Source organism: Gordonia sp. YY1, from assembly GCF_009872315.1.
GTDB lineage: Bacteria > Actinomycetota > Actinomycetes > Mycobacteriales > Mycobacteriaceae > Gordonia > Gordonia amicalis.
Window position 1 is genome coordinate 146346 of sequence record NZ_WXYI01000010.1, and the last position, 25743, is coordinate 172088.

Annotated in this window: 26 protein-coding genes and 1 pseudogene; 11 read left to right on the forward strand and 16 right to left on the reverse strand. The window is 68.1% G+C overall.

What is annotated here, in order from left to right; genetic code table 11:
- Positions 1-35: 35 nt before the first annotated feature.
- From BPODLACK_RS14750 to BPODLACK_RS14765, 4 genes are read right to left on the reverse strand one after another with little or no spacing between them, the layout of a single operon-like run.
- Positions 36-1280 (reverse strand): alpha/beta fold hydrolase, encoded by a 1245-nt coding sequence (locus BPODLACK_RS14750; RefSeq protein ID WP_051349608.1) that lies wholly within the window; start codon positions 1278-1280, stop codon positions 36-38.
- On the reverse strand, positions 1280-2011 hold the full coding sequence (locus BPODLACK_RS14755; protein WP_006435253.1) for a hypothetical protein: 732 nt from the start codon (positions 2009-2011) through the stop codon (positions 1280-1282). The genes BPODLACK_RS14750 and BPODLACK_RS14755 overlap by 1 nt, the downstream gene beginning before the upstream one ends.
- Positions 2008-3222 carry a lipase family protein gene (locus BPODLACK_RS14760; RefSeq protein WP_236577683.1) on the reverse strand — a complete coding sequence of 405 codons (1215 nt, stop codon included), beginning with the start codon at positions 3220-3222 and terminating at the stop codon, positions 2008-2010. Before BPODLACK_RS14760 ends, BPODLACK_RS14755 begins: the two co-directional genes overlap by 4 nt.
- A 56-nt stretch (positions 3223-3278) precedes the next feature.
- A complete protein-coding gene (locus BPODLACK_RS14765; RefSeq protein WP_159405532.1) occupies positions 3279-4838 on the reverse strand; it encodes a polysaccharide biosynthesis tyrosine autokinase in 1560 nt (519 codons plus the stop codon).
- A 275-nt stretch (positions 4839-5113) separates the two neighbouring features.
- Between BPODLACK_RS14765 and BPODLACK_RS14770 the strand changes: the two genes are divergently transcribed.
- Together BPODLACK_RS14770 and BPODLACK_RS14775 are read left to right on the forward strand one after the other, a co-directional pair.
- Positions 5114-6484 carry an O-antigen ligase family protein gene (locus tag BPODLACK_RS14770; protein WP_236577684.1) on the forward strand — a complete coding sequence of 457 codons (1371 nt, stop codon included), beginning with the start codon at positions 5114-5116 and terminating at the stop codon, positions 6482-6484.
- The gene (locus BPODLACK_RS14775; RefSeq protein WP_006435249.1) at positions 6481-7038 is read left to right on the forward strand and encodes a YdcF family protein; all 558 of its coding nucleotides are present in this window, start codon (positions 6481-6483) and stop codon (positions 7036-7038) included. Before BPODLACK_RS14770 ends, BPODLACK_RS14775 begins: the two co-directional genes overlap by 4 nt.
- Positions 7039-7059: 21 nt before the next feature.
- On the opposite strand, the gene BPODLACK_RS14780 is transcribed toward BPODLACK_RS14775, so the two are convergent.
- Positions 7060-8124, reverse strand: coding sequence for an LLM class F420-dependent oxidoreductase (locus BPODLACK_RS14780; protein ID WP_024498670.1), 1065 nt, complete (start codon positions 8122-8124; stop codon positions 7060-7062).
- Positions 8125-8320: 196 nt separating this feature from the next.
- On the opposite strand from BPODLACK_RS14780, the gene BPODLACK_RS14785 reads away from it, so the two are divergent.
- The 5 genes from BPODLACK_RS14785 (at position 8321) to menE (ending at position 11914) form a co-directional block, all read left to right on the forward strand.
- On the forward strand, positions 8321-9568 hold the full coding sequence (locus tag BPODLACK_RS14785) for an inorganic phosphate transporter (protein ID WP_201450618.1): 1248 nt from the start codon (positions 8321-8323) through the stop codon (positions 9566-9568).
- Positions 9569-9619: 51 nt separating this feature from the next.
- A complete protein-coding gene (locus tag BPODLACK_RS14790; protein ID WP_159405534.1) occupies positions 9620-9898 on the forward strand; it encodes a hypothetical protein in 279 nt (92 codons plus the stop codon).
- A gap of 57 nt (positions 9899-9955) precedes the next feature.
- Entirely contained in the window at positions 9956-10264 is a 309-nt protein-coding gene (locus BPODLACK_RS14795) for a DUF3349 domain-containing protein (protein WP_006435244.1), read from the forward strand.
- Positions 10265-10424: 160 nt separating this feature from the next.
- The gene (locus BPODLACK_RS14800; protein WP_024498672.1) at positions 10425-10760 is read left to right on the forward strand and encodes a DUF3349 domain-containing protein; all 336 of its coding nucleotides are present in this window, start codon (positions 10425-10427) and stop codon (positions 10758-10760) included.
- Complete coding sequence (gene menE / locus BPODLACK_RS14805) at positions 10757-11914, forward strand: o-succinylbenzoate--CoA ligase (RefSeq protein ID WP_159405548.1); 1158 nt, start codon at positions 10757-10759, stop codon at positions 11912-11914. The genes BPODLACK_RS14800 and menE overlap by 4 nt, the downstream gene beginning before the upstream one ends.
- 47 nt (positions 11915-11961) lie before the next feature.
- Here menE and BPODLACK_RS14810 read toward each other — a convergent pair.
- Positions 11962-12836: pseudogene (locus BPODLACK_RS14810) on the reverse strand (type IV toxin-antitoxin system AbiEi family antitoxin domain-containing protein).
- Between the two features lie 136 nt (positions 12837-12972).
- Between BPODLACK_RS14810 and BPODLACK_RS14815 the strand changes: the two are divergent.
- Positions 12973-13854, forward strand: coding sequence for a 1,4-dihydroxy-2-naphthoate polyprenyltransferase (locus tag BPODLACK_RS14815; RefSeq protein WP_006435240.1), 882 nt, complete (start codon positions 12973-12975; stop codon positions 13852-13854).
- Positions 13855-13933: 79 nt separating this feature from the next.
- Here the strand turns inward: BPODLACK_RS14815 and BPODLACK_RS14820 are convergent, their stop codons facing one another.
- The 6 genes from BPODLACK_RS14820 to BPODLACK_RS14845 form a co-directional block, all read right to left on the reverse strand.
- On the reverse strand, positions 13934-14827 hold the full coding sequence (locus BPODLACK_RS14820; protein ID WP_159405535.1) for a Clp protease N-terminal domain-containing protein: 894 nt from the start codon (positions 14825-14827) through the stop codon (positions 13934-13936).
- Positions 14805-15101, reverse strand: coding sequence for a hypothetical protein (locus BPODLACK_RS14825; RefSeq protein WP_006435238.1), 297 nt, complete (start codon positions 15099-15101; stop codon positions 14805-14807). The genes BPODLACK_RS14820 and BPODLACK_RS14825 overlap by 23 nt, the downstream gene beginning before the upstream one ends.
- 139 nt (positions 15102-15240) lie before the next feature.
- Positions 15241-17808, reverse strand: a complete 2568-nt coding sequence (locus BPODLACK_RS14830) for an ABC transporter permease (protein ID WP_159405536.1) — start codon at positions 17806-17808, stop codon at positions 15241-15243.
- A complete protein-coding gene (locus BPODLACK_RS14835; RefSeq protein ID WP_159405537.1) occupies positions 17805-18497 on the reverse strand; it encodes an ABC transporter ATP-binding protein in 693 nt (230 codons plus the stop codon). The genes BPODLACK_RS14830 and BPODLACK_RS14835 overlap by 4 nt, the downstream gene beginning before the upstream one ends.
- Before the next feature lie 39 nt (positions 18498-18536).
- Complete coding sequence (locus tag BPODLACK_RS14840; RefSeq protein WP_006435235.1) at positions 18537-19658, reverse strand: PLP-dependent cysteine synthase family protein; 1122 nt, start codon at positions 19656-19658, stop codon at positions 18537-18539.
- A gap of 25 nt (positions 19659-19683) precedes the next feature.
- Positions 19684-20010 carry a DUF4229 domain-containing protein gene (locus BPODLACK_RS14845; RefSeq protein ID WP_006435234.1) on the reverse strand — a complete coding sequence of 109 codons (327 nt, stop codon included), beginning with the start codon at positions 20008-20010 and terminating at the stop codon, positions 19684-19686.
- Between the two features lie 188 nt (positions 20011-20198).
- Between BPODLACK_RS14845 and BPODLACK_RS14850 the strand changes: the two genes are divergently transcribed.
- The 3 genes from BPODLACK_RS14850 (at position 20199) to BPODLACK_RS14860 (ending at position 21374) form a co-directional block, all read left to right on the forward strand.
- Complete coding sequence (locus BPODLACK_RS14850) at positions 20199-20420, forward strand: BldC family transcriptional regulator (RefSeq protein WP_006435233.1); 222 nt, start codon at positions 20199-20201, stop codon at positions 20418-20420.
- Positions 20421-20523: 103 nt separating this feature from the next.
- On the forward strand, positions 20524-20739 hold the full coding sequence (locus BPODLACK_RS14855) for a hypothetical protein (RefSeq protein ID WP_006435232.1): 216 nt from the start codon (positions 20524-20526) through the stop codon (positions 20737-20739).
- Positions 20740-20873: 134 nt separating this feature from the next.
- Positions 20874-21374 carry a helix-turn-helix domain-containing protein gene (locus BPODLACK_RS14860; RefSeq protein ID WP_006435231.1) on the forward strand — a complete coding sequence of 167 codons (501 nt, stop codon included), beginning with the start codon at positions 20874-20876 and terminating at the stop codon, positions 21372-21374.
- Between the two features lie 143 nt (positions 21375-21517).
- On the opposite strand, the gene ccsB is transcribed toward BPODLACK_RS14860, so the two are convergent.
- The 4 genes from ccsB to BPODLACK_RS14880 are packed head-to-tail and all read right to left on the reverse strand — an operon-like array spanning position 21518 to position 25736.
- Complete coding sequence (ccsB, locus tag BPODLACK_RS14865; protein ID WP_159405538.1) at positions 21518-22537, reverse strand: c-type cytochrome biogenesis protein CcsB; 1020 nt, start codon at positions 22535-22537, stop codon at positions 21518-21520.
- Positions 22538-22559: 22 nt separating this feature from the next.
- Complete coding sequence (resB, locus tag BPODLACK_RS14870; protein WP_159405539.1) at positions 22560-24320, reverse strand: cytochrome c biogenesis protein ResB; 1761 nt, start codon at positions 24318-24320, stop codon at positions 22560-22562.
- 13 nt (positions 24321-24333) lie between these two features.
- Positions 24334-25143, reverse strand: coding sequence for a cytochrome c biogenesis CcdA family protein (locus BPODLACK_RS14875; RefSeq protein ID WP_006438838.1), 810 nt, complete (start codon positions 25141-25143; stop codon positions 24334-24336).
- The gene (locus BPODLACK_RS14880) at positions 25143-25736 is read right to left on the reverse strand and encodes a TlpA family protein disulfide reductase (protein ID WP_159405540.1); all 594 of its coding nucleotides are present in this window, start codon (positions 25734-25736) and stop codon (positions 25143-25145) included. The genes BPODLACK_RS14875 and BPODLACK_RS14880 overlap by 1 nt, the downstream gene beginning before the upstream one ends.
- Positions 25737-25743: the final 7 nt, after the last annotated feature.

A 25743-nucleotide genomic window follows, 5' to 3' on the forward strand; every position in this document is an offset into this window, starting at 1 on the left:
AACGGCGGGGATTCCCCGCCGTTCCAGGTTCTCGGTCATCCGGCTCTCTCGATCTCTGCGCATCGGTTGTAGCTCGGTTCGTCGTCGAATCGGGCGGTCAGCCAGCCCACCACCTGGCGGCCGTCGATGCCGCCGTGGTCGGCCGCGGGTTGGAACTGGGTGTGGACGATGTCGCCGCGTGCGCAACTGCGCCGCACGGCCGCCGCGGTCCACTCCGACCGGATCAGTTCGTCCTTGCCGCCGTAGATCACGATGGTCGGCGCCGCTGCGGGCAGGTCGGGAACAGCGCGTTCGCGCAACAGTTCCCGCAGCTCGGTCACGGCCTCGGGCGATGTCGGTCGGAATTCGTCGGCGCTCAGCGACTCGAGCACCTCGGCTCGCTGTGCCCCACGGGACGCCGAACACTGCGACAACTCATCCCAGGACGCGACGACCTCGGGCCCGACGAACCGGCGCAGGTCCAGCTCCGAGTTCTCGGCGTTCAGTGCCAGCAGCAGCCAGTTGTACAGCCCGTACTGTTCGACGGTCATGGCGCCGGAGGCCGCGAGGTCGGCGAGCCCGGAGACGTCGGCAGCCGGCGACAGCGCGGCGACACCCACGAGATCGAGTTCACTTCCGTACGTCTCGGCCAGCGCGTTGGCGGCCCACGCCGCCTGCCCGCCCTGTGAGCCACCCAGGGCTCCCCACCGGGTCCCGGTCTCCGGCACGAGATATCGGGCCGCCCGGACCGCATCGATCACGTTACGGCCGGAGGTGCGCGCATCGAGGTACGGATGGGTCGGACGCTGCTCGTCCGGATCGCCGAGGCCCTGGTAATCCGGGACGACGACGACGTAGCCCAGCTGGAGCCAGCTCGCGGCGGTGACCGCCAGGTCACCCAGATCGGACTTGAGCGTGACACCGCATTCGCCGAGTACACCGCTCGTGCCGTGCGGCAGGACGATGACCGGCCGGCCGCCTTCCGGCGCCGGACCCTTGGGAGCGAAGAACGCTCCCCACGTCTCGGTCTCCTCGCCGGTCCGGCCGTCGGTCGACACGTACTTGACGCGCAGCGCCAGTTGCGAATTCGCCCGCACCCGGCGGTCGAGCAACGGCATCGTCTCGGCTGCCCGCAACGCGCCGGGTCCAGCTCCGTCGGTGTTGACGCGATACTCGACGCCTCCCGCACCGGTCGTCGGAGTGGCCTGTTCGTCGGCGTCGGATGAACAGCCGGCGACGGCAATCACCGCGGCCACCAGCACCGACGTCATCCTGATGCGCCCGCTCGATCGTCTCCCCATCACGCTCCCCCTCCGATCGCGCCCACGATAGGCGCACCCCGATGTGCGGCGTCTGACGTACGCGGGACCCGCGCCTCCCGCGGATCCACGACCCGGTCGCGCGCGACCTCCACGCCGATCACGAGCACCAGACCCATTAGCAGGCCGAGGAGCACAGCGGTCGTGATCGTGCCCCAGAACTCGGGCAGCACAGGTGCATCCGGCACCGAGGCGACGTCGATCACGTCGATCTCGTGCAGCGGTCCCGCGACCGGGCCGTCGCTCCACTCGAGTTCGGTCACCAGCACCCGGAGGACGTCGACCACCGAATTCGCGAGGTGGGCGGCGGCCTCCGCCGTCGGGCCGGTGGCCACGACGTCGAGGACGGCACTGTCGAGAGGCGAGCCGACGGTCAGCCGCTCGCGGAGACCGTCCGGGGTGACGGCGTCACCGAGCAGCCCGGCGTCGTCCGCACGGGCCACCCGCGACAGCACCTGGTCCGACACCGCGAGCTGCACATACGATGCCGACCGCAGCTGACCGGCGAGGTCGCTGGCGCGTTCGGCGCCGACGCTGGCCGGCCCCGGCGCGATGATCAGTGCGCTCGAGTGCGCCTCATAGGTTTTCGGCATCAGGGCGTACGCACCGACGCCGACGGCAGCGGCCGCGATCACCGTCGCCACGAGCACGACGAGGTTGCGGCGCACGATCGCCAGATAGTCCGCCGGTCGGCGGGTCGACGGTGACCTCATGGGCGGTCCCCGCAGTTCTGCGGCGGCTTCCACCCGGACTCCAGGGACTTCATCCAGGCCACCGATTGTCCGGAGTCGAGCTGGGCATGGGTCTCCCCGATCCGGCGCATGGCCTGGATGGGCGACCCGGCGGCGCAGGACCGGCGGATCGCCCGCTCGGTCCACGGAGCGGCGATGAGTGGGTCCTCGGTGCCGTACATGATGAGCATCGGCGCAGTGGCCCTGCCCACCGGGAGCGATGTGGCGGCGAGGTGGTCGCGGAGTCGTGCCGCCGCCTCCGGGGTGTGCGGTGCGACATCCTCGACGCCGATGGAGTTCAGCACCCGCTGGGTCTGCTGGACGTCGATCGGGATGCAGCGGAGTACCTCGGACCAGTTCTTCCGCAGGAACTCCGAGCGGTAGTCGTCGCGGTCGAACTCGTCGGGCAGCACGCGTGCGAGCGAATCGATCAGGTAGGCCATCATCGGGACCTGATCGGCGGTGAGCGTGCCCTTCTCGGCTCGTTCGACCAGTCCGGTCATGTCCGACACCGGCACCAGGGCCACGGTGCCCAGGAGGTCGAGTCCCCCGCCGTAGGTCGGTGCGAGTTCGCCCGCCGCCCACGACGCCATCCCACCGAGCGAGACGCCGTAGGAGATCCAGGTGTCGCCCAGCCCGGGGAAGACCGCACGGGCGGCACGCACCGCGTCGATCATGTTGTAGCCGTAGGTGCGCGCGTCGAGGAACGGGTGATCGACGTCCCGCATGCCGAGGCCCTCGTAGTCGCTCATCGCGACGGCGAAACCGTTGAGCACCAGTGCTGCGATGATCTCGTCGCTGCCGATCAGGTTGACGTACTCCGAAGGACCGCAGTCGTCGAGGACACCGGTGGTGCCGTGCCCGAAGGCGATCGTCGTCCAGCCACCGGGCGGCGGTTCGCCCTTCGGGGTCACGACGATCCCCGAGACCACCGTCGGCGACCGGTCGAGACCCGACGTCGACCGGTACTCGACCCGTTTGACGATCGCACCGAGTTCGGTGATCACCGGAATCGGTCCGCGGGGCGGGTCCTCGACCTCGAGCACCGCTCCGGGTCGCCCGGTGTCGGCGGCACCCCGGACGACCGGTTCCGGGTAGGGAGTGACCAGGTCGGGCGGTGGCTGGAGAACGAGCGGGACCGCCGGGTCCGATTCGGGCCCATCGGTGAACACTGTTGTGCCACAGCCACTCATCACGAGCACCGTCGCCATCAGGGAGGCGGCGAACCGCCCGCGGGTCGACGCCCGCGTCAACGACCCCGCCCGTCCGACGGGACACCGGCCGCCGCGGCCGGGCCGGAACCGTTGGGTGAGGAGTGGCCGATCGTGGCGCGGATCGTCCCGGTCGCGCTGTCCGGAGCGGACTCGATGTTCTCGTCGGGGACAGTATCGTCGGCGTACACCGCGTCGTCGACCGGTTGCTCGTCGGCACCGGACTCCGTGACGGACGAATCCGGCGACGACATCGGCCCCCGCTTGCCGCCGACGAGTACCGTACCGATCACCGATCCGACGAGCTCGATGGCGGCGACACTGTCGCTCAGCGCCTTTCGGGTCGCCGTGCCGCTTCGCACCACCACGACCATCGCGTCGGCAAGAGCCGAGTACACGATCGAATCCGACGACGTACCCCGCTGGGTCGATCCCGGCTTCTCCGGCCTCATGGGCGGGCAGGCGATGACGATGTAGTCGAAGCGCTCGCGCTGTTCGTCGAGCACCGATCCCATGACCGGACTGCTCACGAGGGCACCGGATTCCGGCGGCACCGGGCCGGCGGGGAGGATGGTGAGCGCACCGTGGCGGACGTACGGGTCGACGCTGCCGGCACTCCCGGTCAGCACGGTGGACAGTCCGTGATCCGCGGAGATCTCGACACCCGCGGTCAGGCCACCGCCGGACAGGTCGCCGTCGACGAGCAGGACGGTGTTCCCCGTGGCGGCCACGGTCGAGGCGAAGCGGGCGGCGATGTCGGCTGCCCGGGCCTCAGGCCCGACGCCGGTGAATCCGATCACCCGCGGTGCCCGGTCCTGCTCGTTGCGCCGTCCACCGAGGAAGCGGATCAGATTGTGCAGTCCGCGAAGGGCATCCGCGTCGGGATCGACGGACTCGCCGCCACCGATCGCCTCGACTGACACCGGGTGGGGCGACAGCACCGCGAGTACGGGATGGTGGGTCGAATCGACGGCGGTGGCCTCGTCGACGACGGTTCCGCGACGCCGCCACCCGAGCAGCAGCGCGACCACGACACCGACGACGAGTCCGGCGCCGACACCGATCCCGGTCCAGAGCATCCAGGGCGCCCCGGCGGGTGCCGGCAGACCCGGTTCGTCGTAGAGGACCGCGGAGGCCGCCGAGGTCCCGCCGCGTCGTGACGTCTCGAGTTCCTGCACGACCTCGACGGTCTGCTGGGCGACGGCGGACGCATACGACTGGGCCCGTTGCGGACTCGGTCCCGATACCGAGATGGTGAGGATGACGGTGTCCTCGACGGGTAGCGCCGTCGTCTGCGATTGCAGGTCAGCGGGGCCGATGGCCCCCTCCAGCGCCTGGGAGGCGCGGGTGGCCACCTGCTCACTGGTCGCGATCTGGGCATACGAGTTGACGCGCCCCTCGGCGAAGAGGTTGTTCTGGTACGACTCGCCCACCGAGGTGCCGCCCTCGGCGGTGACGAAGAGGCGGGCCGTCGACACGTAGTCGACGGACGTGAAGTACATGCCGTAGCCGAATCCGACCAGTCCGCCGACGAGAACGCTCGCCACGACGGCCCACCAATAGCGGACCGCGGTGCGGACATATTCGTTGAATGGCACGAGACCTGCTCCTTCCGGCGATGGCGGAGCAAGACCGAGGGATCGAGTGATCAACCGTGGAAATGTCTGTGAAACATTTCCACGGCGGATTGTTCGAAACCTGGTGCCTTTCCCCGACGCGCCAACTCTAACCACTGTCGGCCGGTCGCGCGCTTCGAGAGCTGTGATCTCTGACTCGTCGTGGCCCACTTACGTTTCGGTCGAGATCTCACCCGATGCCCACCGCCGGATCGTGTCATGATGCCCCGGTGGGGATTGTTCGTTCACTTGCGATCGTGACCGCGGTGGCGGTCGGCACCTTCGGCTGCCTCCTCGCCGGCGAGTCCGTCGTCACCGCGGCCTTTCTGGGAATCGCGTTGATCGCGGGAGCATATGTGGGACTGCAACATCCGACGTGGTTGTGGTGGGCACTCGCCGTCGTCGTCGCCGTGCTTCCCGCCGGGTACGTCCCCGGTACGCCCGTGCCATTGATCTTCACCCTCACCATGGCCGTGCTGCTCGCCACCGTTCTCCACCCCCGCGACACGGTGAGCTGTACGCCGCTCGAGTACGCACTCATCGCCTTCGTCGGCGTCGCCGGCCTGTCGGTGGTGGCCACCCTGCACAAGGTCGACGACATCGTCGAGTACGCGAAGTGGTCGGGTGCGATCCTCCTCGTCGTCGCGCTGTTGCGGCTGCGCGCCGATCAACTGAGGACCTTCGGCAGGGTCTTCGTCGTGGCATCGGTCGTGTCGGCGGCGACGGGCCTCGCAATGCTGACGAGCGACAAGTCCGCACGGACCTTCGATCTGCTGTCCCCCTTCGGATATGACGCGTCGTCGGCGGGCCGGTTCGTCTTCGACGGCGCCTCGGTGACGGCTCGGTTGTCGGGCACCTACATCGACCCGAACGCCGCGGGCATCGGCTTCCTGGCGGCCCTGATGATCAGCCTGCTGGTCTTCGAGGGCCGCCGGCGCTGGGTTCTCGCGCTGCTCCTGTTCGCGGCCGTCGCGATGACCCTGAGTCGCGCGGCGATCTTCTCCGTCGTCCTGGCGCTCCTCCTGATGCTCGCCTTCCACACCATGTCGACCCGCGGACGCACCGCGATCATCGGGACACTCGCGGGCGGGATGGCCCTGCTGTCGGCGATCCCCGCGTCGCGGCGCCGGATCTTCTCGTCCTTCGGCGAGAGCGACACCGGGTCGACCGCACGCACCGACGCGCTGCGCGAGTTCCCCGAGAAGATGAGCGGGCACTGGTTGTTCGGACACGGTTGGGGCATCGCCGAATTCAAGGATCCGGAGAAGGCGTTCACCATCAACTACGTGGCCAACGCGCCGCTGCTGTCGGTCTATCGCGGTGGACTCCTCGTCGGAATCGTGTTCACCGCGATCATGATCTACGCCTGCTACCTCGCCTACCGCTGCCTGCGGTCCTCCCGGTCCGAGATCGCCCTGTACGGCGGTTGCTTCATCGCTTTCTTCGTCCTGGGTATGCAGCTCGACTTCAGCACCGTGTCCATCCCGGTCTCGGTGACCGACCTGTCGCTGATGCTGGTGTTCCTCATCGTGGCGCTACGGAGTTCCGGAGCCGACGACCTCGTCCGGCACACCCGGCCGGCCGAACATCCCGCGCCGCTCTCCGTCAGGACGCGTGTGTCACGGTGAGACGTGTTGTCCGACTACTGTTCTGCATCTTCCTCGTCGTCACGGTCGTCGGCGGCACCGTCGGCTACCAGCTGTTCACGCGGACCCACGATGATCCGCTGCGCGAGGTCGACGCCATCGTCGTACTGGGCGGCGAACACGACGGACGCGAGGACTACGGAATCGAGTTGGCACGCAGGGGTTATGCCGACCACGTGCTGATCTCCGACCCGTATCGTCCCTACACCGAGCAGGATTCGATGATGCCGCGCGTGTGCTCGGCGAGCACCCCGGACATCACCGTCACCTGCTTCGAACCCCATCCCTCCACGACCCGCGGCGAGGCGATGTTCGTCCAGGAGATGGCACGTCGCCACGACTGGCGCGAGGTCATCGTCGTCAGCTGGAGCTATCACCTGGTGCGGGCCCGGTTCATCTTCGGCCAGTGCTTCGACGGCGACGTCGTCATGCACGCGGTACCACGTGACTACAGCCCCAACCCCGTGCTCTGGGGTGCGGTGTACGCATACCAGTACGGCGGCCTCGGAAAGGCCGCCGTACTCGGGTGTGACTGAGTCCCTCGAGGGAACCTGCGATCAGCCGTTGAAGATGTCGCGCAACGCCTCCACCTCGGCGACCCGCTCGGCGTGGGTCGGCGCGGTCGGCGAGGCGAGGATGCAGGTGACGCCCGCCTCGCGGAACGCGGCCACGCGCTCGGCGACCTGGGCCCTGGACCCGATGAGCGACATGGCGCTCACCAGGTCGTCGGGGACCGCCGCGGCCGCCTCGACCTTCTTGCCGTCGAGGTAGAGGTCCTGGATGAGCTTCGCCTCGTCGGCATAGCCGTACCGGATGGCGAGCTGGTTGTAGAAGTTCTTGTCCCGCGCGCCCATGCCGCCGATGTACAGCGCGGCGTGATGGCGGACGAGTTCCCTCGAGTTGTTGATCTGCTCCGGATCGTCGGAGATCCGGGCGGTGGCCTGGACGACGATGCCGAGGTCGCCCAGAGACGGGTCGCGCTTGGCCCTGCCGGCGGCGAGCGACTCACCGAACGCGGCGTCGATGTGCTCCGGGTGGAACAGGATCGGCTGCAGCTCGTCGAACATCTCCGCGGCCAACTCGATGTTCTTGGGGCCGATGGCGGCCAGCAGGAGCGGGATGTTGTCGCGGACGGGATGGTTGATGATCTTGAGCGACTTGCCGAGACCGGAACCGCCGTGCTCCTCGTCGAGCGGAAGCGTGTAGTGCTTGCCCTGGTAATCGAGCTTCTCGCGACGCCAGACCATGCGGCAGATCTCTGCGTGCTCGCGGGCCCGGCCCAGCGGGTAGTCGTACTTCACGCCGTGGAAGCCCTCGATGACCTGCGGTCCGGAGGCGCCGATACCGAGTACCGCACGGCCGCCACTGATGTAGTCGAGACCGGCCGCGGTCATCGCGAGATTGGTGGGGGTGCGCGAGTACATCGGCAGGATCGCGGTCTGCAGTTCCATCGTCTCGGTCTTCGCGGCGATGTAACCGAGCTGGGAGACGGCGTCGAAGCTGTAGGCCTCCGGGACCGCGATGCGTTCCACGCCCGCGGCCTCGAAGTCGGCGAGGTTGTTGATGGTCTCGCGGAAGGCGCCTGCGTAGTTGATCGGCATGCCCAGCTTCATCGATGTCATGGCGTCGGATTCTTCCACAGCAACCACCCGTTGGACCATGATCAGCCGAACGTTCCATCGCTCCCCGGAGCGATACCCACCACACCTGCACTGAAGTGCGGTGACCTAGCCCGACACACCGACGACACAGCGAATACCGGCCGAACCGCGCCGGAACATTTAGGAAATTCGGAGCCCAGCCCTCATCATGAAAACCATGAGCGGCGAGATGCTGATGCTGGTGCTCTTGGTGATCACGGCCCTCGGCTTCGATTTCACCAATGGCTTCCATGACACCGGCAACGCCATGGCAACCTCGATCGCCACCGGTGCACTGAAACCGAAAGTCGCCGTCGGGCTCTCCGCGATCCTCAATCTCGTCGGCGCGTTCCTCTCGGTCGAGGTCGCCGCCACCATCACCAAAGACGTCCTGAACATCCAGCAGACCTCCGGAGCCGACGCCGGCGAGATCGTGACCGGCCTCACTCCCGCGACCGCGCTGTTGATCATCTTCGCCGGACTCATCGGCGGCATCCTCTGGAACCTCTTCACCTGGCTCTTCGGCCTCCCGTCGAGTTCCTCGCACGCGCTGTTCGGCGGGCTCATCGGTTCCGGGATCGCGGCCATCGGCCTCTCGGGCGTGAACTGGCACGGTGTGTTCGGCAAGATCATCGTGCCCGCGCTGCTGGCCCCGGTGATCGCCTGTGTCGTCGCCGCGTGCGGGACCTGGCTCGTCTTCACCATCACGCGTCGTCTCGCGGAGAGCCGCAAGGAACAGGGCTTCCGGTACGGCCAGATCGCCAGCGCCTCACTGGTCTCCCTCGCCCACGGCACCGGAGACGCACAAAAGACCATGGGTGTGATCGCGATGGCGCTGATCGTCACCGGACACCTCGACGCCTCGACCGTGAGTCACGGCCTGCCGCTCTGGGTCGTGGCGAGTTGCGCCGCCGCCATCGCGATCGGAACCTACCTCGGTGGCTGGCGCATCATCCGGACCCTCGGAAAAGGCCTGGTGGAGATCAGCTCCCCGCAGGGCATGGCCGCCGAGGCCTCGTCGGCCGCGATCATCCTGACCTCCAGCGCGGCCGGGATGGCGCTGTCCACCACACAGGTGGCCACCGGTTCGATCCTCGGCTCCGGTATCGGCAAGCGCGGTGCGCAGGTCCGCTGGAGCGTCGCCGGCCGGATGGCCGTGGCGTGGCTCACCACCCTGCCGGCGGCGGGGCTCGTCGGCGCGGCGTCGTTCTACATCGCTCACCTGCTCGGCGACGTGGCGGGAGCGGTGGCGATCTTCGGTCTGCTCATCGCCGGCTCGGCCTACATGTACTGGCGCGCCCAGCAGAACAAGGTCGACGCCGGCAACGTCAACGACGACTGGGACGAGACCACCGGATCGGTGCTGCCCGCGGACCTGTCGACCGATCCCGGAACCACCCCCGACACCCCTGCGCGCTCGGCCTGACCGCCGGCATCACAACGACCACGCGCGAACACACGAAAGGACCCAGCGGAGATGGACATCGTCGAGGCGATCGGCAAGGTGCTGATCATCGGCCTGCTCTTCGGCGCCGGTCTGCCCGCACTGTTCGCGGTCGGCCTGCGATGTCACGAGCAGGGTTCCGACGAGGTCGTCGACGGCTCGCTCGTCAGGGGCAGGCCGGCGTTGCGCGTGCTCAGCTACCCGATCTTCGCCGTCGTCCTACTGGTCATCCTCACCGCACTGTTGTGGATCACCCGTCAGACCATCTACTTCCACACCGGAATCAAGCTCTTCCCATTTGGTTACAAGTGATGCCCACCTGGGTAAACGGTGACCACAGATGTGCACGAGCCGGAGACGCGATCAACCATGAGCACTGAGATCCCCCTCTTCGAATCCGTGATCAACTGGATTCGCAAGGGCTATCCCCAAGGTGTCTCGCGCACCGACTTCCCGCCGCTGATGGCGCTCCTCACGCGTGTTCTGACCGATGAGGAGGTCACCGCGGTGGCGTTCCGGCTCGTCAAGGAGTACGGACCCCGGGAGCCGGTGACCGAGCAGCAGATCAGCGACGCCATCACCCGGGTCACCAACGAACCGCCGACCCCGGAGGAGATCAACCAGGTCGCGGGGCGTCTGGCCGCGTTCGGCTGGCCGTTGGTGTCCAGCCGAACGTGAACCCGGCGACCCGCACGCGCCGAGGACTGCCGGGGTCCGGGCCGAAACCTACAATCGCGCTGAGTGCCCGCGCTCGCGTCGCCGCATCGAGAGGACCCAGCGGCATCGCCGCATCGAGAGGACACAGCCGAGTCCCGTCGGAGGAAAGGGGGTGACGAGCGTGGACCACCCACAGTTGCTCTACCGCATCATCGAATGGCTGCGTGCCGGTTACCCCGACGGTGTGCCGCAAGGCGACTACATCCCCCTCGTCGCTCTCCTGCGGCGTCAGCTCAGCGAGGACGAGGTGCAGGAAGTGTCGTCGCGGCTGGTCCGGCAGTCGCCGCCGCCCGAGCCGATCTCCAGGATCGACGCCGCGGTCGCGATCACGAAGGTCACCCACGAACTCGCGCACGAGGACGACATCGCCCGCGTCCGCCGTCACCTGGAGTCGTCCGGTTGGCCGTTCGACGGACCCGACGCGGACAGCACCGACCCGAACCGGAACCTGTCCTGAAAACCCTTCGTACTCTTCATCTTCCCGCTCGACCAGAGGTCGTCGCCCGGCGCGATGAGCTGCTCGCCGTGCTCGACGGTTCGACCGCGATCGTGCCCACCTCCGACGACGCCCGGGAGACAGCGCTTCTCCGGGCCGCCCTCGCCGTCGGTGAGCCGATCGCCGACGAGGTCTCGCTGGTGGTCTCCACCTCGGGTTCGACCGGTGTCCCCAAGGGGGCGCAGCACACCCCGGCGACGCTGTCCGCATCGGCGCGGGCGACCGCGGATCGCCTCGGTGGCCCGGGCAACTGGCTCCTCGCCCTCGCCCCGCATCACATCGCGGGGCTGCAGGTCCTGTTGCGCGCCTTCGCCTCCGGATTCACACCCACCGTGCTCGACCTGACCGCGGGCTTCGACGCCGAGGGTTTCGCCGATGCTCTGGACCGGCTCGACGGGCCGCGCCGCTACACGTCACTCGTGCCGACGCAGCTGATCAAGGTCCTCGACTCGCCGCGTGCCACCGCCGCGCTCCGCTCCGCCGACGGGTTGCTCGTCGGCGGCGCGGCGACCCCCGCTCCCCTGTTGCGCCGCGCCGTCGACGCGGGACTCCCCATCGTCCGCACCTACGGGATGAGTGAGACCGCCGGTGGTTGCGTCTACGACGGTGTTCCGCTCGACGGCGTGGTGATCCGCATCGATGAGCCGTCGCCGGACGGTGTGGGGCGCGTCGTCCTCGGTGGTCCGATGGTGGCGCACGGCTACCGCAACCTGCCGGATCATCCCGCTTTCGCCGAGGCCGGCTGGTTCCGCACCGATGACCTCGGACGCCTCGACGACGGTGTCCTGTCGATCGTCGGGCGTGCCGACGAGGCGATCCTCACCGGCGGACTCACCGTGGTGCCGCAGGTCGTCGAGGCGGTGATCGCCGAGGACCCGACGGTCGCCGAATGCGTGGTCGTCGGACTCCCCGACGACCGTCTCGGCGAGAAGGTCGTCGCGGTGGTCGTCGCACGACGCGGAGATCCGGTCGACGTCAACCGGATTCGCGGGTCGGTCGCCGAGCGACTCGGCCGGTACGCGGCGCCGCGGGAGGTCATCGAGGTCGACGAGCTGCCGCTGCGCGGACCGGGCAAACCCGACCGGCGCGCGCTACGGCGTCGTTTCTCGCCGTAGGTGTCGCGTATGGTGGCGGGCTGCAACACGATTCGCGACATCTGCAGTCAGGCCGCGACGCTCAGCGCCTGACGGATCGACGACGCGACGTGGTCGGCCCGTTCCGTCAGATCGGCCCAGGTGAAGTTGAGAACGGTCCAGCCGGCCGCGATCAGGGCATTCCGGCGGGTCCGGTCACGCTGGAACGTGCCGGCGTCGCGATGGAATGCGAAACCGTCGATCTCCACCGCCAGCATGTGGGCGACGAACGCGAGATCGATCTCGTACCCACAACTGGGATGGTTCGCGACCCAACCATCGATCCCCGCCGCGTCGAGGATCGCCACCGCGAATCTTTCTGCAGCCGACCGCGCCCCGGACTCCAGCAGTGCCACCATCGGGCCCATCTCGGCCGCTCCGACACAGCGGTGTCGACGCCCGCAGGCCTCCTCCAGACGTTCGACGGTGATCCGACGCTGTTGCAGCGCCGAGTCGATGACCTCGGCACCGAGTTCGACGGCCCCTTCGAGCGCCGACAGCGCGACCCCGGTGACCCGCAGGTCACGGCGGATGAGGACATCCGCGTCGTCGAGGGACCGGTTGAGAATCCGCACTCCCTTCACCGGCGGACCGTGCCGCCCGCGGGGAGCGGTGACGGTGATCGTCCCGGGCCGGTCGTCGACGATGCCGTGCCACCAGGCTGCCGCCGATCCCGACAGGATCGCGGAGGGACCTACCGACAGCGTCGCGATCCGTGTGGTGGTCCGATCGGTGACGGATGGTCCGCGAGCCGATACAGCCGAGGCCCCACACGCACCCAATCGCCGATGGCCACCCGGCGGTGCACCGCCGAGCGATCCAATCCGTGCTCACGTGCTTCGGCAGCGGTGACAACACCGTCGTGTTCGAGGGCGACGGCCCGCAGTTTCGGTGGAGTCTGCACCCTCTTCAGACGTATCCGCGGGTCGATGCGGTTCCGGCCGCGTGCGGCCGAATCCAGATGTCGCGTGTCGTGGCGGACGGTGCAACGATCCGCGACACCTGGCGGCGGACATCCGGGGTCGTGGCAGGATCGATCCGTGGCAACCGCATCGCAGTGGATTCAGGGCGCACGCCCCCGGACTCTCCCCAACGCCGTGGCCCCGGTGGTCGCCGGTGTCGGAGCGGCGCTGCACGGCACCTCGGGGTGGGGCGGGATCTCGTGGTGGAAGGCCGTACTCGCGCTGGTCGTGGCGGTGGCGTTCATCATCGGCGTCAATTTCGCGAACGACTACTCCGACGGCGTGCGCGGCACCGACGACGACCGTGTCGGTCCGTTGCGCCTCGTCGGCGCGGGTCTGGCGTCACCGGGTTCGGTGAAGGCGGCGGCGTTCATCTGCTTCGGTATCGGCGCGGTGTGCGGTCTCGTGCTGGCGATCGCGACGGCCTGGTGGCTGGTCGTGGTGGGCGCGGTCTGCATCGCGGGTGCCTGGTTCTACACCGGCGGCAAACGACCCTACGGTTACGCCGGCTGGGGCGAGGTCGCGGTGTTCGTGTTCTTCGGCCTGGTCGCGGTCCTCGGAACGCAGTTCGTGACGTCGGACCGGGTCGACCTCGTCGGCCTGGCCTGCGCAGTGGGCGTCGGCGCGGTCTCCAGCAGCGTGCTGGTCGTCAACAACCTGCGCGACATCCCCACCGACACCGAGAGCGGCAAGATCACCCTCGCCGTCCGACTCGGCGACGCCCGCACCCGAACCCTGTTCGCCGTACTGCTGCTGACCCCGCTCATGATGAGCGCGGCGCTGGCCTTCGCGACCCCGTGGGCGCTCGTCGGACTGCTGACGTTCCCGCTGCTGTGGCAGGCGTACAAGCCGGTCCGCACCGGCGCACAGGGCCCGGGACTCATCCCGTCGATCGGGACCACCGGCAAGGCGATGCTCGGCTGGGCCGTCGTCACCGCGGTGGCGTTGGCGCTGACCTGACGATCCTCGCGACAGGGCCCGCCCCCGAATTCTGTTCTCAGAGGCGGGCTTTGTCGTCATGGTGTTTCGTGTCCGGGGCTCAGACCTCGGCGTCGACCTCGGGCAGGCTCGCCCACACGGCGGCCTTGAGTTCGTCTGCGGTGGTAGCCGATTCGATCAGCGCCCGCGACGCGTCGTCGGCGGTGTCGATGATGCCGAGCAGCAGGTACTCGCCGCGGAGGTGACGGTCTCCGCGTTCGCGGGCGATCTCGACCGCCCGGGAGAACACCGCGCGGGTTTCCGAGGCGAACCGCGGGCGGCTACCCCGTCCGCGCGGTCCGCGGCGTCCACGACCGGGCTCCCAGGGGCCCTCGTCACCGGCGAACGGTCCGCCGGTTCCGAACGGACCCGGACCGAAGCCGCCGGGTCCGAATCCACCCGGACCCTCGGGTCCGAAACCACCGAAACCTTCTGGGCCGAAACCTTCTGGGCCGCAATCGGGGCGGGGTCCTCGAGCACGGTGCGGACCATGACCATGACCGTGTCCGTGCCGGCGGCCGTGTCCTCGGCCCCGTCCACGACCTCCGTCGGGACGCCCCTTGCGACCGGCGCTGCGTCCGGGGCGGTCACCCCAGCCCTCGGACACGTCCTCACCGAAGCGTCCGCGGACCGCCTCGCGTACCTTGTCGAGGTCGATCCCGATGCTGCGCAGGGCTTCTCGGTCTTCCTCATACCGTTGACGGGCCGACTCCTCGTCGGCGTCCGTCGCGTCGGCCCCGTCGGCGTGCTCGTCGTGATACTTGCGCACCACCTCCCGCGCCGATGCCAGGGTGAGTCCCTGATCGGCCAGGATGGTGAACAGCGGACTCCGGGCATTGCAGAGCATGCCCAGCATCAGATGGTCGTTGCCCAGCCGCCGATGTCCGAGGTCGGCGGCCTCCTGCGTGGCGAAAGCCAGCAGCATCTTGTCGTCACGAGTGATTCGTTCGAACATTGTTCTCTCCTTCAGGCCCGTTCTCGCGGACCTCACGTTGCGAGTGCTTCTGATGCACGGCCTGCCGGCTGATCTGCAGTACTTCTGCGATCGACTGCCAGCTCCAGCCGTTGGCGCGAGCATTGGCGACCTGCACTTCTTCGAGCCGGTCGGCCAGTGTGCGCAGGGCCCGCACCGCCGCCAGGCCCTTCGCCGGGTCGCTGCTCGCGGCATCTCCTGCGAGGTCAGCGCCCTGGGCGCGGTCCGGCGTCTCGGTCTTCTGGTCGTCGTGCATGGTGTCAGGTTATGTTGACATCTGCTATTCGTCAAGAATTGTTGACGCGATGCGGGTGTCACCCCCCCCCGAAACATTGAGGCAGTTTGATCCGCCTGCCGGATCAAACTGCCTCGAGAAATCGGGAGGGGTACCGCCGCTACTCGTTCAGAATCGACTCGCTGATGTTCATCCGCGCCGCACGCACTGCCGGCAGGAACGCACCCACCAGGCACAACACCACCGCGATCCCGACGAACAACGCCGCCGACGGACGCGGCGAGTAGATCACGGTCAACGATGTTGTCACGCTGAGGATTCGGTCGCTCAGCAGGTGCATCATCGCACCGAGGATCACGCCGACCAGCGCGCCCACCACCGCGACCGCGGCGGCCTCGGCGAGCACCATGCGTGAGATGAACTTCCGGGATGCACCCATCGCGCGCAGCACCCCGAGTTCACGACGACGCTCGATCACCGACAGCAGCAGCGTGTTCAGCAACGCGATGGCCGCGGCACCGGCCACGATCCACTGGATGGCCACCGTGAACGAACCCGCCTGCTGGACCGTCGCCTGGGTCGCGGCGAGCGCCTCGGCACCGGTGTAGACGCTGATCGGTTTGTTGCCGGTCGTCGGCACATCGGCGACGAGCGCCTCGAGGGACTTCTGCACCTGCTCCGGATCGGCGTCGGGTGCGGTGATCACCTGCAGATACGTGTCGCCTTCGCGACCGAACCACTCCCCGAGCTGTCGCTGCGACAGGGCGGCCACCCCGGAGTCCACGGACACGTAGTCGACGGTGTCGCGGACGACCACGTCATGCGGCCCGGTCGGCGTCGCCAGCGTCACGGTGTCACCGGTACCGACATCGAGCACGCGCGCAAGCACATTCGACAACAGGATGCCGTCACCGGCGAGCACCTGCGCCACCGCCTCCGGCGTCGCCTTCCGCATGAACGGCGCCCGCGACCCGGGCTCCAGCCCCTGCACATTCGCGCGACTCTCGCCGATGTTGACCGCCGCCCACTGGCCACCGACGACCTCGGTGACGCCCGGCACTTTCGCGACCTCGCCGCGGATCGACGGAGGCAAGATCGGGCCGAGCGGCAGACTCGCCGCCGACGAGGACGAGACGTAGAAGTCCGGATCTCCCAGGCCTTCCAGCGATTTCGACATCGACGACACGAGGTTGTCCAGCGCGCCGGATATTCCCATACCCACCGCGATCGCCACCGCGACCGTCATCAGCGTCGCCCACGCACGACGCGGCGCGCGTTCGGTGTTCACCGATGCCAGCTGCCCCGGCCCGCGGAACCAGCGTGCGACTCGAACCACGAGCCACGTCAACGGATTCGACAGCGCGAAGCACACGAGCAGTGAGCCGACGAGAAACACGACGCCGGCGAGGATCGCGGGCCGGCCGGGCACCGTCGCCACGATGACCCAGGACGCGATCACCCCCGCAACACCCAGGATCGCGGTGATCACGACCACCGGCCCGCGACGCTTCGACGCGTCGGACACCTCGACGGGCGCCATCGCCTCCACCGGCGACACCGCGAACACCGACCGCGCCGCCAGCGATGTGGCTGCGACACAGGCGATCACACACGCGAGGACCGCGACCACCGGCGCATACGACGGCAGGTGATAGTTGATGACCGTGCCCACGGTGTCGGGCGGCGGATCGGGCAGGCTCGCGATCACGGCGCGGCCGGCGAGGATTCCGAACGGGACACCGACGACGCCGCCGACCAGACCCATCAGCGCGGCCTCGCCCAGCATGTCGCCGACCAGGTGGGATCGCTTGGCGCCCAATGCCCGGATCATCGCCAGCGAACCGCGCCGCGACGCCACCGCCATGTTCATCGTGTTGAAGACCAGGAACGCGGCGATCACCAGCGAGACCAGCGAGACCAGGAGAGTCGCATCGCGCGTCACCGAGCTGGCGACCTCGGCCTGCTTGGCGCGGAAGTCCGGATCGACCACCACCGCGCGGCCGCCGACGATCTCCTCGACCTGCGATCGCACCGATCCGACGTCGATCCCCGGCTCGGTGACGATGAGGATCGAATCGAGCCGACCCTCCAGACCGACGAGTCGCTGCGCGAGGTCGAGGTAGGCGAACATGAAGCGGCCGTTGTTGAGTCCGGCCGCCTGCTCGTTGTCGATTACTTCCAGGACCTCGACGTCGACGCCGTTGACGGTCAGCTTCTGACCGGCCTCGAGACCGAGTCCCGGTCCGACGAACACCCCGGATCGCAGCCGGTCGAAGTCGATCGTGCCGGAGTTCTCCTGTTGGACGGCGGAACGCAGACTCCCCGACAGCGAGGTCACCCGCTGATCCGAGCCGATGAGCGGTATCGACGAATCATCGACCACGACCGACCCGCGGATCATCGGGACGACGGCCTTCGCACCGTCGACCTCGCGGCGGATCTGACCGGCCAGCGACTGGTCGACGCCGCTGTCGGCGATCGCGGCGACCTCGAGATCGGCCGAACCGGAGATCGCATTGTTGAACGCGCGCACCGACTCCGACGTCGAACCGAAGGTCCCCAGGACCGCTACGAGCAGGGCCGACGAGACGATCACCACCGCGAGCGAGGTGAACAACCGCAGCCGGTGGGTGCGGATCTCCCGAATGTTGAGCAAGCGGATACGGGTGAAGCCGGCGAGAAGGGCTTCGACACGCCGCGGCTGCCCAACCGGCGGGGTGTCGCTCACTCCGCGATCTTTCCGTCGCGCACCGTGATCGTGGTGTCGGCGAACGCGGCCGCCTTCGGGTCATGGGTCACCATGACCACCAGCCGGTCCGGCGCGGCGTGCGCGACGTCGGCGAGCAACTGCAGCACCGATTCCCCGGTCTTGGAGTCGAGGTTTCCGGTGGGTTCGTCGGCGAGCAGGATCGTCGGGTCCATGATGAGCGACCGCGCGGTGGCGACGCGCTGCATCTGTCCGCCCGACAACTCCGACGGCCGATGGTCGACCCGGTCGCCGAGTCCGACCTGCTCGAGGAGTTCGACGGCGCGCGGCTTCGCCTTGCGCAGCGACTGGTTGTCGAGCAGTCGCGGCAGCGCGACGTTCTCCCACGCCGACATGGTCGGGACGAGATTGAAGAACTGGAAGACGAATCCGACGCGATGACGCCGGAAGGCCGACGCGGCGGTGTCGTCGAGTGAGACGAGATCGACTCCGTCGATGGAAATCCGGCCCGATGTCGGCGTGTCGAGAGCGCCGAGGATGTGCAGCAGCGTGGACTTGCCCGCGCCGGAGGGGCCGACGATGGACGCGAACTGCCCTCCGTCGATGTTCAGATTCAGTCCGTCGAGGGCGCGGACACGTTCCTCACCCATCTGGTACACACGCACCAGGTCGACGGCCTCGACGAGTGGACGCACGGTTTCGGTCGGCACCCCCGGATGGTAGCCCACCGAGTTAGTACGGCCTAAGGATCAGGCCGTCCAGCGACCGGTCGCGAAGAACTCGTCGAGGATCGCGTTCGCCGGGTCGAGATCGAAAGACTGTGCGGCGAGCCAGTTCTCGTCGAAGTAGGTGTTGGCGTAGCGGTCACCCGGATCGCACAGCAGTGTCACGACGCTGCCCGCCCGGCGTTCGGCGGCCATCTCCGCGACAAGCGAGAACGCACCCCACATGTTGGTGCCGGTGGATCCGCCGACGCGGCGACCCAGCATGTCCGACACCCGGTGCGCGGTGGCGATGGAGGCCTCGTCGGGGACACCGATCATCCGGTCGATCACCTGCGAGATGAACGACGGCTCGACACGCGGACGGCCGATCCCCTCGATCCGCGAACCCACCTCGCCGGTCAGCGTTCCGTCGCCGGTCTCGTACGCCGGCAGAAACACCGAGTTCTCCGGGTCGACAACCGCGAGCCAGGTGTCGTGCCGCCGGTACCGCACGTAGCGTCCGAGCGTCGCCGACGTGCCGCCGGTACCGGCACCCACGACGATCCAGGTCGGGATGGGGTGCTCCTCGTCGGCCATCTGCGCGAAGATCGACTCGGCGATGTTGTTGTTCCCACGCCAGTCGGTGGCACGTTCGGCCATCGTGAACTGGTCGATGAAGTGTCCGCCCAGCTCGCGCTCGAGACGCAACGCCTCGGTGTAGACCTCACCCGGGCGCTCGACGAAATGGCATCGGCCACCGTGTCGTTCGATCAGCGCGGTCTTCGCCGGCGACGTACTCGACGTCATCACCGCGATGAACGGCACCCCGATCAGCTCCGCGAAGTAGGCCTCGCTCACCGCCGTCGAGCCCGACGACGCCTCGATCACGGGCGTGCCCTCGGTGACCCAGCCGTTGCAGATCGCGTAGAGGAACAGCGACCGCGCCAGGCGGTGCTTGAGCGATCCGGTCGGATGCGTCGACTCGTCCTTCAGGTACAGGTCGACGCCGGCCTCACCGTCGGGTCCGGACCATCGTGACCACGCCGGCAGTGGGACCCGCAGCAGGTGCGTGTCGGCACTTCGGCGGGCGTCGGCCTCGATGAGCCGCACCGCGTTCTGCGCCCAGTCGCGGTCTTCCCGATGGTCGACGACCCGCGTCGGCCTCACGCGAGCGTCCCTTTGGCCGGCGACCTCACTTGTCCCCGCGCAGCCGCGACTGGAGGTCGTCGTGGCGTGCCCGACGATCGGCCTCGATCGCCGAGATCTCGCTGTTGACCTTCAGGCGGAGCGACTTGAACAGGTACATGCCCAGCGGGAGCGCGATCAGCACGCCGAAGACGGCGGCGACGAGGAACGGCACATCGACGCCCACGAGCTTTCCGCCGAAGAGGATGACGGCCGCGATCACGACGACGAGCAACATGCGCGCGACGGTGTAGCCGAACAGGGCAAGCGCCAGGGTGGCGGGACGACCGCTTGGCTGAGGGGTATCGGGGGCAGGGTCTTGCGCTTCACTCACCCCCACAGGATACTTGTCGCCCTCTGATGACCTGCAGGTCGTGGGCCTTTGCCCGCTCTTTACCTGCCACTGACGGTTCGAGTACCTGGGCGATTTGCGTGTATTCATGGAGTACGCGTCCATCAAGTGCCGGGCCGATTCGCCAAACCGCGGCGCACCGACAGGGCACCATCGTTTCAGGGGGAAACGTGACCAGCATCGAAACAACCGCGTCCACCTACATCACCCCGGGACTCGCCAGCCAGCACACCCTGACCCCGGGTCAGGTGGCCGCGATGTTCAACGTCAATCCCAAGACAGTCGCACGCTGGGCCAGCTCGGGCATCCTCGGCTCCATCCGCACCCCGGGCGGCCACCGACGCTTCCGCGAAGAGGACGTGGTGGCGCTGCTCAATCGTCGCACCCACTAGTCCGGGCCGGCGCCACAGTCCCTGCCCACCCGGTGGTCAACCCAACGAGCGACCCTCACCGGCCGCCGCGCGAACTGACGTACGCTGGTGACGGGAGGTTGTCATGACATATCTGTTCGCCGTTCTCGGTTTGCTCGCCATCGGTTTCCTGATGTGGCGGGCGTTCGGACCGCAATCCGACGGCGGCACGGCCTCCCCTTCCGGCGGTCACCGCCGTCGCACCCGTGGGCCGGTCGGCCCCGATGACGACCCCGATTTCCTCCGTGACCTGGACAATCGCACGCGCGGCACCAACGGCGGCGAGGCCGACGAACTCTGACACGTGTCGTCGGGCCAGAGTTCGTATACGAAATCGTGAGACGCGATTCAGGGTCTCACCAGAACATACCCAAGGGTAGGGTAATGTCCCTCTCATCATCGACTCCACGATGGATGATCCGAGAGAAGGCGCCGTTGAACCCCGGACGATCTCCGCAAGGGGCGTCGACCGATGACGACCTGAGCTTCGCCGACAAGATCGGTTACCTGTTCGAGCACAGCCGTGACGAGAACGGGGTCCGCTACACCGGCAAGAAGATCGCCGAGAAGGCGAACCGGTTGGGTTACTCACTGTCGGACGCGTACATCTCGCAGCTCCGCACCGGCAAAGCACGTACTCCGTCGTTCCGCACCGTCGAGGCCATCTCACGCGCGTTCGACGTGAGCGTCACCTATTTCCTCTCCAACCCCGACGAGGATCTCGAGCGCGTCAAACAGCAGCAGAACTATGTCGAGATGCTCGAGGTCACCGGCAGCCACCTGGCCGGTATCGATCTGGGGTCACTGTGCCCAGCGACGATCGACGCGCTCATCGACCTGCTCAAGCTGGTGAAGGCGCAGGCTCTCGCGAAGCAGGCCGAGGCACCGGGGAGTGACGAGCAGGCCCAGAGCGCCGACACCACCCCCGCCGGCTGAGCCGGCACCGAGCGAAGCGAGGCGCCGCGTCGAAGCCCCCTCCACCACCCCCGCCGGCTGAGCCGGCACCGAGCGAAGCGAGGCGCCGCGTCGAAGCCCGCTCCGCCTAGGAGTACAGGCCCGACACGCAAGTCTCGAAGGGTTCAGAGACCCGCGTAGGAGTGCAGGCCCGACACGACCAGGTTGATGATGAACAGGTTGAACAGCATCGCCACGAAGCCGGCGACGTTGATCCAGGCCGCTGCGGTGTTGCGCCAGCCCGCGGTGGCGCGAGCGTGCAGATAGGCCGCGTAGATCACCCAGGCGATGAACGACACGGTCTCCTTGGGGTCCCAGCCCCAGAACCGACCCCAGGCGGCCTCGGCCCAGATGGCGCCGCAGATCACGCCGAGACCGAAGAGCGGGAAGCCGACGACGACTGTCTTGTAGGCGAGGCGGTCGAGGTTCCCCGCTGCCGGGATGTGGTCGACGATGCGTCGCAGCGCGCCACCCAATCCGGGCCGGGCCGAAGACGTGTCGTCGGCCGGATTCGATGCCCACCGCATCTTCATCAGGTACAGGATGCTGGCGACACCGGAGACCATGAGGATTCCCGAGGACACCGAGATGATCGACACGTGCACTGCCAGCCAGTACGACTTCAGGGCCGGGACGACGGGGGCCGCCTGCGTGTAGAGCCAGCGACCGGCGATGAACATCAGCAGCACGACGGGGAGCAGCACGAACGACAGCAGCGCGCGGTGTTCGGGTTTGCGCAGGATGATCAGCGCGGCCAGGACACCGGCCGCACACGTCATCGAGACGAACTCGTACATGTTGCCCCACGGCGCACGCTCGGTGGCAATGGCTCGCAGGACGATCGACGCTATGTGGGCGACGAGTCCGACGTACACGACCGGCAGGCCCATGTTGCCGAGCTTCTCGCCGAACGTCCGCTTCGGTGGGCCCGCGACGCGACCGGGCACGCGCACGGCGTCCGAGCCCGACGCAGAACCGGCACCGGCGGCGACGAGTTCCCGCTCCTCGAGCTTGCGACCGCGAACCGCCGCCAGCGCGCCGAAGAACAAGAAGGCCGCCACCACGTACACCGTGATCGCGGTGCCGAACAGCAGATCGGAATAGCGAGCCAGCGTCTCGTCCACCTGACCGGTGCCGTTGTTCATGAAAGTTCCTTTCGCCGGTGGCCTAGAGCCGCCGGGTCGCGCGCCGCGAGGTGGATACGTCTGCGTCGTCGGCGACGAGCGCAGCCGCCTGGTCCTCGAAACCCTCACCCCAGCCGGCCTGGTCGGTACGCGCCAGCCCGGCAATCTCTACTACAGTACGTCGTTTCCCATCGGATGGATCAACACCGTCAGGGTCAGCGCCGTCGCGACCAGCACCGTCGGGGTCATCACCATCGACCTGACCGGCGGTGACCACTGCCGGGACGAGCCGCGCCCAGATCCGTCTGCGTCGGATGAGCAGCGAGACCAGCAGTCCGCCGAGCATCACCACCGAGCTCACCAGCACCCAGATCTGCGCCGGGTCGTGGGAGACCTGCACCGACACCCACCGCTGGTAGCCGTCGAAGGTCACCGTCGTGCCGTCGGCGATGGTGTGGCTCTGTCCGGTACTCAGGTTCACCTGTGCCTGCCGCTGGAGCCGGCCCTGGTCGACGAGGTCCTGATCGAGCGAGTAGACGTTCTGCGGTTTGCCGGTGTCGAGGCCGGTGTCGCCCTTGTAGATCCGGATGGCGACCGCGGGATCGTCGGGCTCCGGGGACAGCGACGTCAGCAGCGTGCCGTGGTAGAGCGCGGTCGGCGCGAACAGGCCCTCGAGCGCGATCTGGTTCTTCCGACGTTCGTCGGCGTCGGGGTACAACCCGGCCGGGGTGTCGAAGCGCACCGCACCGGAGGACAGCATCGTCTGCAGCTGGTCGGGGACGAACGGGACGGTCTGGGTGCGCTTCTCCCCGTTGGGGAAGGTCACGCTGAACGTCGGGGCGAAACCGTTGCCCAGCACGTAGACCCGGTCACCGGCGACGCGCAGCGGCTCGTTGACGCGGACCGAGGTGCTGGTCCAGGTGTCCGGGGAACCGACCTTGGTGCCCTCGGCATAGCGGATCGTCGCGTCGTACATGTCGGGCTGTCCGCTGGGCAGGAAGGTCGCCGAGAAGTCGTCGACCCGGAAGCAGAACGGCGACAGGTCGGTGCCGTCGACCAGATTGCCGGCGCGGAAGGAGTCGTAGACGGCGGTCGAGGTGTTGCACATGCCCTGCTCGCCGTCGGCGACGAGGATTCGCGTGCCCTCGTATCCGAACATCTTGCCGGCCGCGATCGACACCAGGAGCGCCAGCAGCGCGAAGTGGAAGACGAGATTGCCGAACTCGCGGAGGTAGCCCTTCTCCGCGGACACCTCGACGCACCCCTCGGGATAGGCCTTGCTCGGTTCGCGGACGACGACCTCGCGCCGCCAGCCGCGGAGCCGGCCGTCGATGCGATCGGCGATCTCGTCCGGCGTGCCGTCGACGGTGTGCGTGACGTGCCGGGGCAACCGAGACAGGTTACGCGGCGTGCCGACGGGTTTGGCGCGCAGGCTGTGGAAGTGCTCGATCATGCGCGGCGTCAGGCAACCGACGAGCGAGACGAACAGCAGCACGTAGATCGCGGTGAACCAGGCGCTGGAGAAGACGTCGAACAGTTGCAGCCGGTCCATCCAGGTGCCGAGCGTGCCGCGTTCGGCGATGTACTCGAGCGTCTTCTGCTCGTTCAGGTCGCGCTGCGGGAGAAGCGCGCCGGGGATGGCGGCCAGGGCGAGCAGGAACAGCAGCAGCAGCGCGGTGCGCATCGACGTCAGCGACCGCCACAGGTTGCGCAGCGGCCAGAGCACCCGGCGCCGGGTCCAGTGCGGCTTCGGCGCGCCGGTTTCGGGGGTGTCCACCCGGGTACGGTCGGTGACGTCGGTCATGGCTGCAGCACGCTCAGATCGGTAGTTGGGTGTCGGTGACGAAGCGGACCTGAACCCAGACGATGAACTGATCCCACCAGCCGGTGAGCAGGGCGACGCCCACGGCGATGAGCAGGACGCCGCCGACGACTTGGATGGTTCGGGCATTGCGGCGCAGCCAGCCGAGGCTGCGCAGTGCCCACGCCGAGGAGAACGCCAGCACGACGAACGGCAGGCCGAGGCCCAGGCAGTAGGCGACGATCAGGGTCACGCCCTTGGCCGCGGTCGCGCCCTCGGTACCGCTGACCGTCGCGATCACCGAAGCCAGGGTCGGGCCGAGGCACGGCGTCCAGCCGAGCGCGAAGACCGCGCCGAGCAGAGGTGCGCCGACGATGTTGGAGACCCGTACCGGCTCGAACCGGACCTCACGCTGGAGAGCCGGGATGAGGCCGATGAACACGAGGCCCATGGCGATGGTGACCACGCCGCCGATGCGTTGCAGCAGTTCACGATTCAGGACAAAGGTACTGGTCACGCCGAGGACGGTCGCGGTGGCCGCGACGAAGACGACGGTGAAGCCGAGCACGAACAGACCGGCGGCGAGCGCGACCCTCGAACGCCCGTTCTTGGAGCCCTCCCCGACCTTCACCGCCGGGGCCTCGGCGCCGACCAGTCCCGCGAGATACGACAGATAGCCGGGGACGAGCGGCACGACGCACGGCGAGGCGAAGGAGACGAGTCCGGCCAGCAGACATGCCGCGAGCGCAAGCAGGAGCGGCCCGCTGGTCACCGTGTCGGCGAAGGTGTCGCCGATGGACGCGGCGATAACGGTCGAGGACGTCATCAGGCCGAACCCGCCGGTTCCGCGGCGACTCGCTTGACGACCTCGTCGAGTTCCTTGTCGGAGACGGCCTTGAGGAAGACCGCGGCGGGCCGGTGCTGCCGGTCGAGGACGATCGTCGTCGGGACCACCGAGGTCGGGGTGGTCAGTGCCGCCAGCGACAGGCCCGGGAAGTCGTAGATCGACGGGAACCCGACCTTGCGGTCGATCACGAAGTCCTTCGCGGAGTCGCGGTCGTCGCGCAGGTTGATGCCCAGGAACTCGACGCCGTCGTCACGATTGTCCTCGTAGACACGTTCGAGGTCGTCGGCCTCTCCGCGGCAAGGTCCGCACCACGAACCCCAGACGTTGATCACCACGACCTTGTCGGCGAACCGTGCGTCGGACAGCGCCAGCGGCTGACCGCTGACCAGATCCTCACCCTCGAGGCCGGCGATCGGTTTGCGATCGGCGGGTTCGTAAGTGATGACGGTCTGTCCGCCGGGCGAGACGAACTGGAAGGTGTTCCCCTGCGCGACCGCGTCGTCACCCGTGCTGCAGCCGCCGATCAGCAGGATCAGGGCCGACAGCACTGCCGGCAGAAGGAACTTGCGCACTACTTCT

Bases quoted from the DNA above. Each gene is read 5' to 3' on its own strand.
- BPODLACK_RS14750 (WP_051349608.1), bottom strand. From the start codon at position 1,280: ATGGGGAGACGATCGAGCGGGCGCATCAGGATGACGTCGGTGCTGGTG.
- BPODLACK_RS14755 (WP_006435253.1), bottom strand. From the start codon at position 2,011: ATGAGGTCACCGTCGACCCGCCGACCGGCGGACTATCTGGCGATCGTG.
- BPODLACK_RS14760 (WP_236577683.1), bottom strand. From the start codon at position 3,222: ATGAGTGGCTGTGGCACAACAGTGTTCACCGATGGGCCCGAATCGGAC.
- BPODLACK_RS14780 (WP_024498670.1), bottom strand. From the start codon at position 8,124: ATGACATCGATGAAGCTGGGCATGCCGATCAACTACGCAGGCGCCTTC.
- BPODLACK_RS14785 (WP_201450618.1), top strand. From the start codon at position 8,321: ATGAGCGGCGAGATGCTGATGCTGGTGCTCTTGGTGATCACGGCCCTC.
- BPODLACK_RS14790 (WP_159405534.1), top strand. From the start codon at position 9,620: ATGGACATCGTCGAGGCGATCGGCAAGGTGCTGATCATCGGCCTGCTC.
- BPODLACK_RS14795 (WP_006435244.1), top strand. From the start codon at position 9,956: ATGAGCACTGAGATCCCCCTCTTCGAATCCGTGATCAACTGGATTCGC.
- BPODLACK_RS14820 (WP_159405535.1), bottom strand. From the start codon at position 14,827: ATGTTCGAACGAATCACTCGTGACGACAAGATGCTGCTGGCTTTCGCC.
- BPODLACK_RS14825 (WP_006435238.1), bottom strand. From the start codon at position 15,101: ATGCACGACGACCAGAAGACCGAGACGCCGGACCGCGCCCAGGGCGCT.
- BPODLACK_RS14855 (WP_006435232.1), top strand. From the start codon at position 20,524: ATGACATATCTGTTCGCCGTTCTCGGTTTGCTCGCCATCGGTTTCCTG.
- ccsB (WP_159405538.1), bottom strand. From the start codon at position 22,537: ATGAACAACGGCACCGGTCAGGTGGACGAGACGCTGGCTCGCTATTCC.
- resB (WP_159405539.1), bottom strand. From the start codon at position 24,320: ATGACCGACGTCACCGACCGTACCCGGGTGGACACCCCCGAAACCGGC.
- BPODLACK_RS14875 (WP_006438838.1), bottom strand. From the start codon at position 25,143: ATGACGTCCTCGACCGTTATCGCCGCGTCCATCGGCGACACCTTCGCC.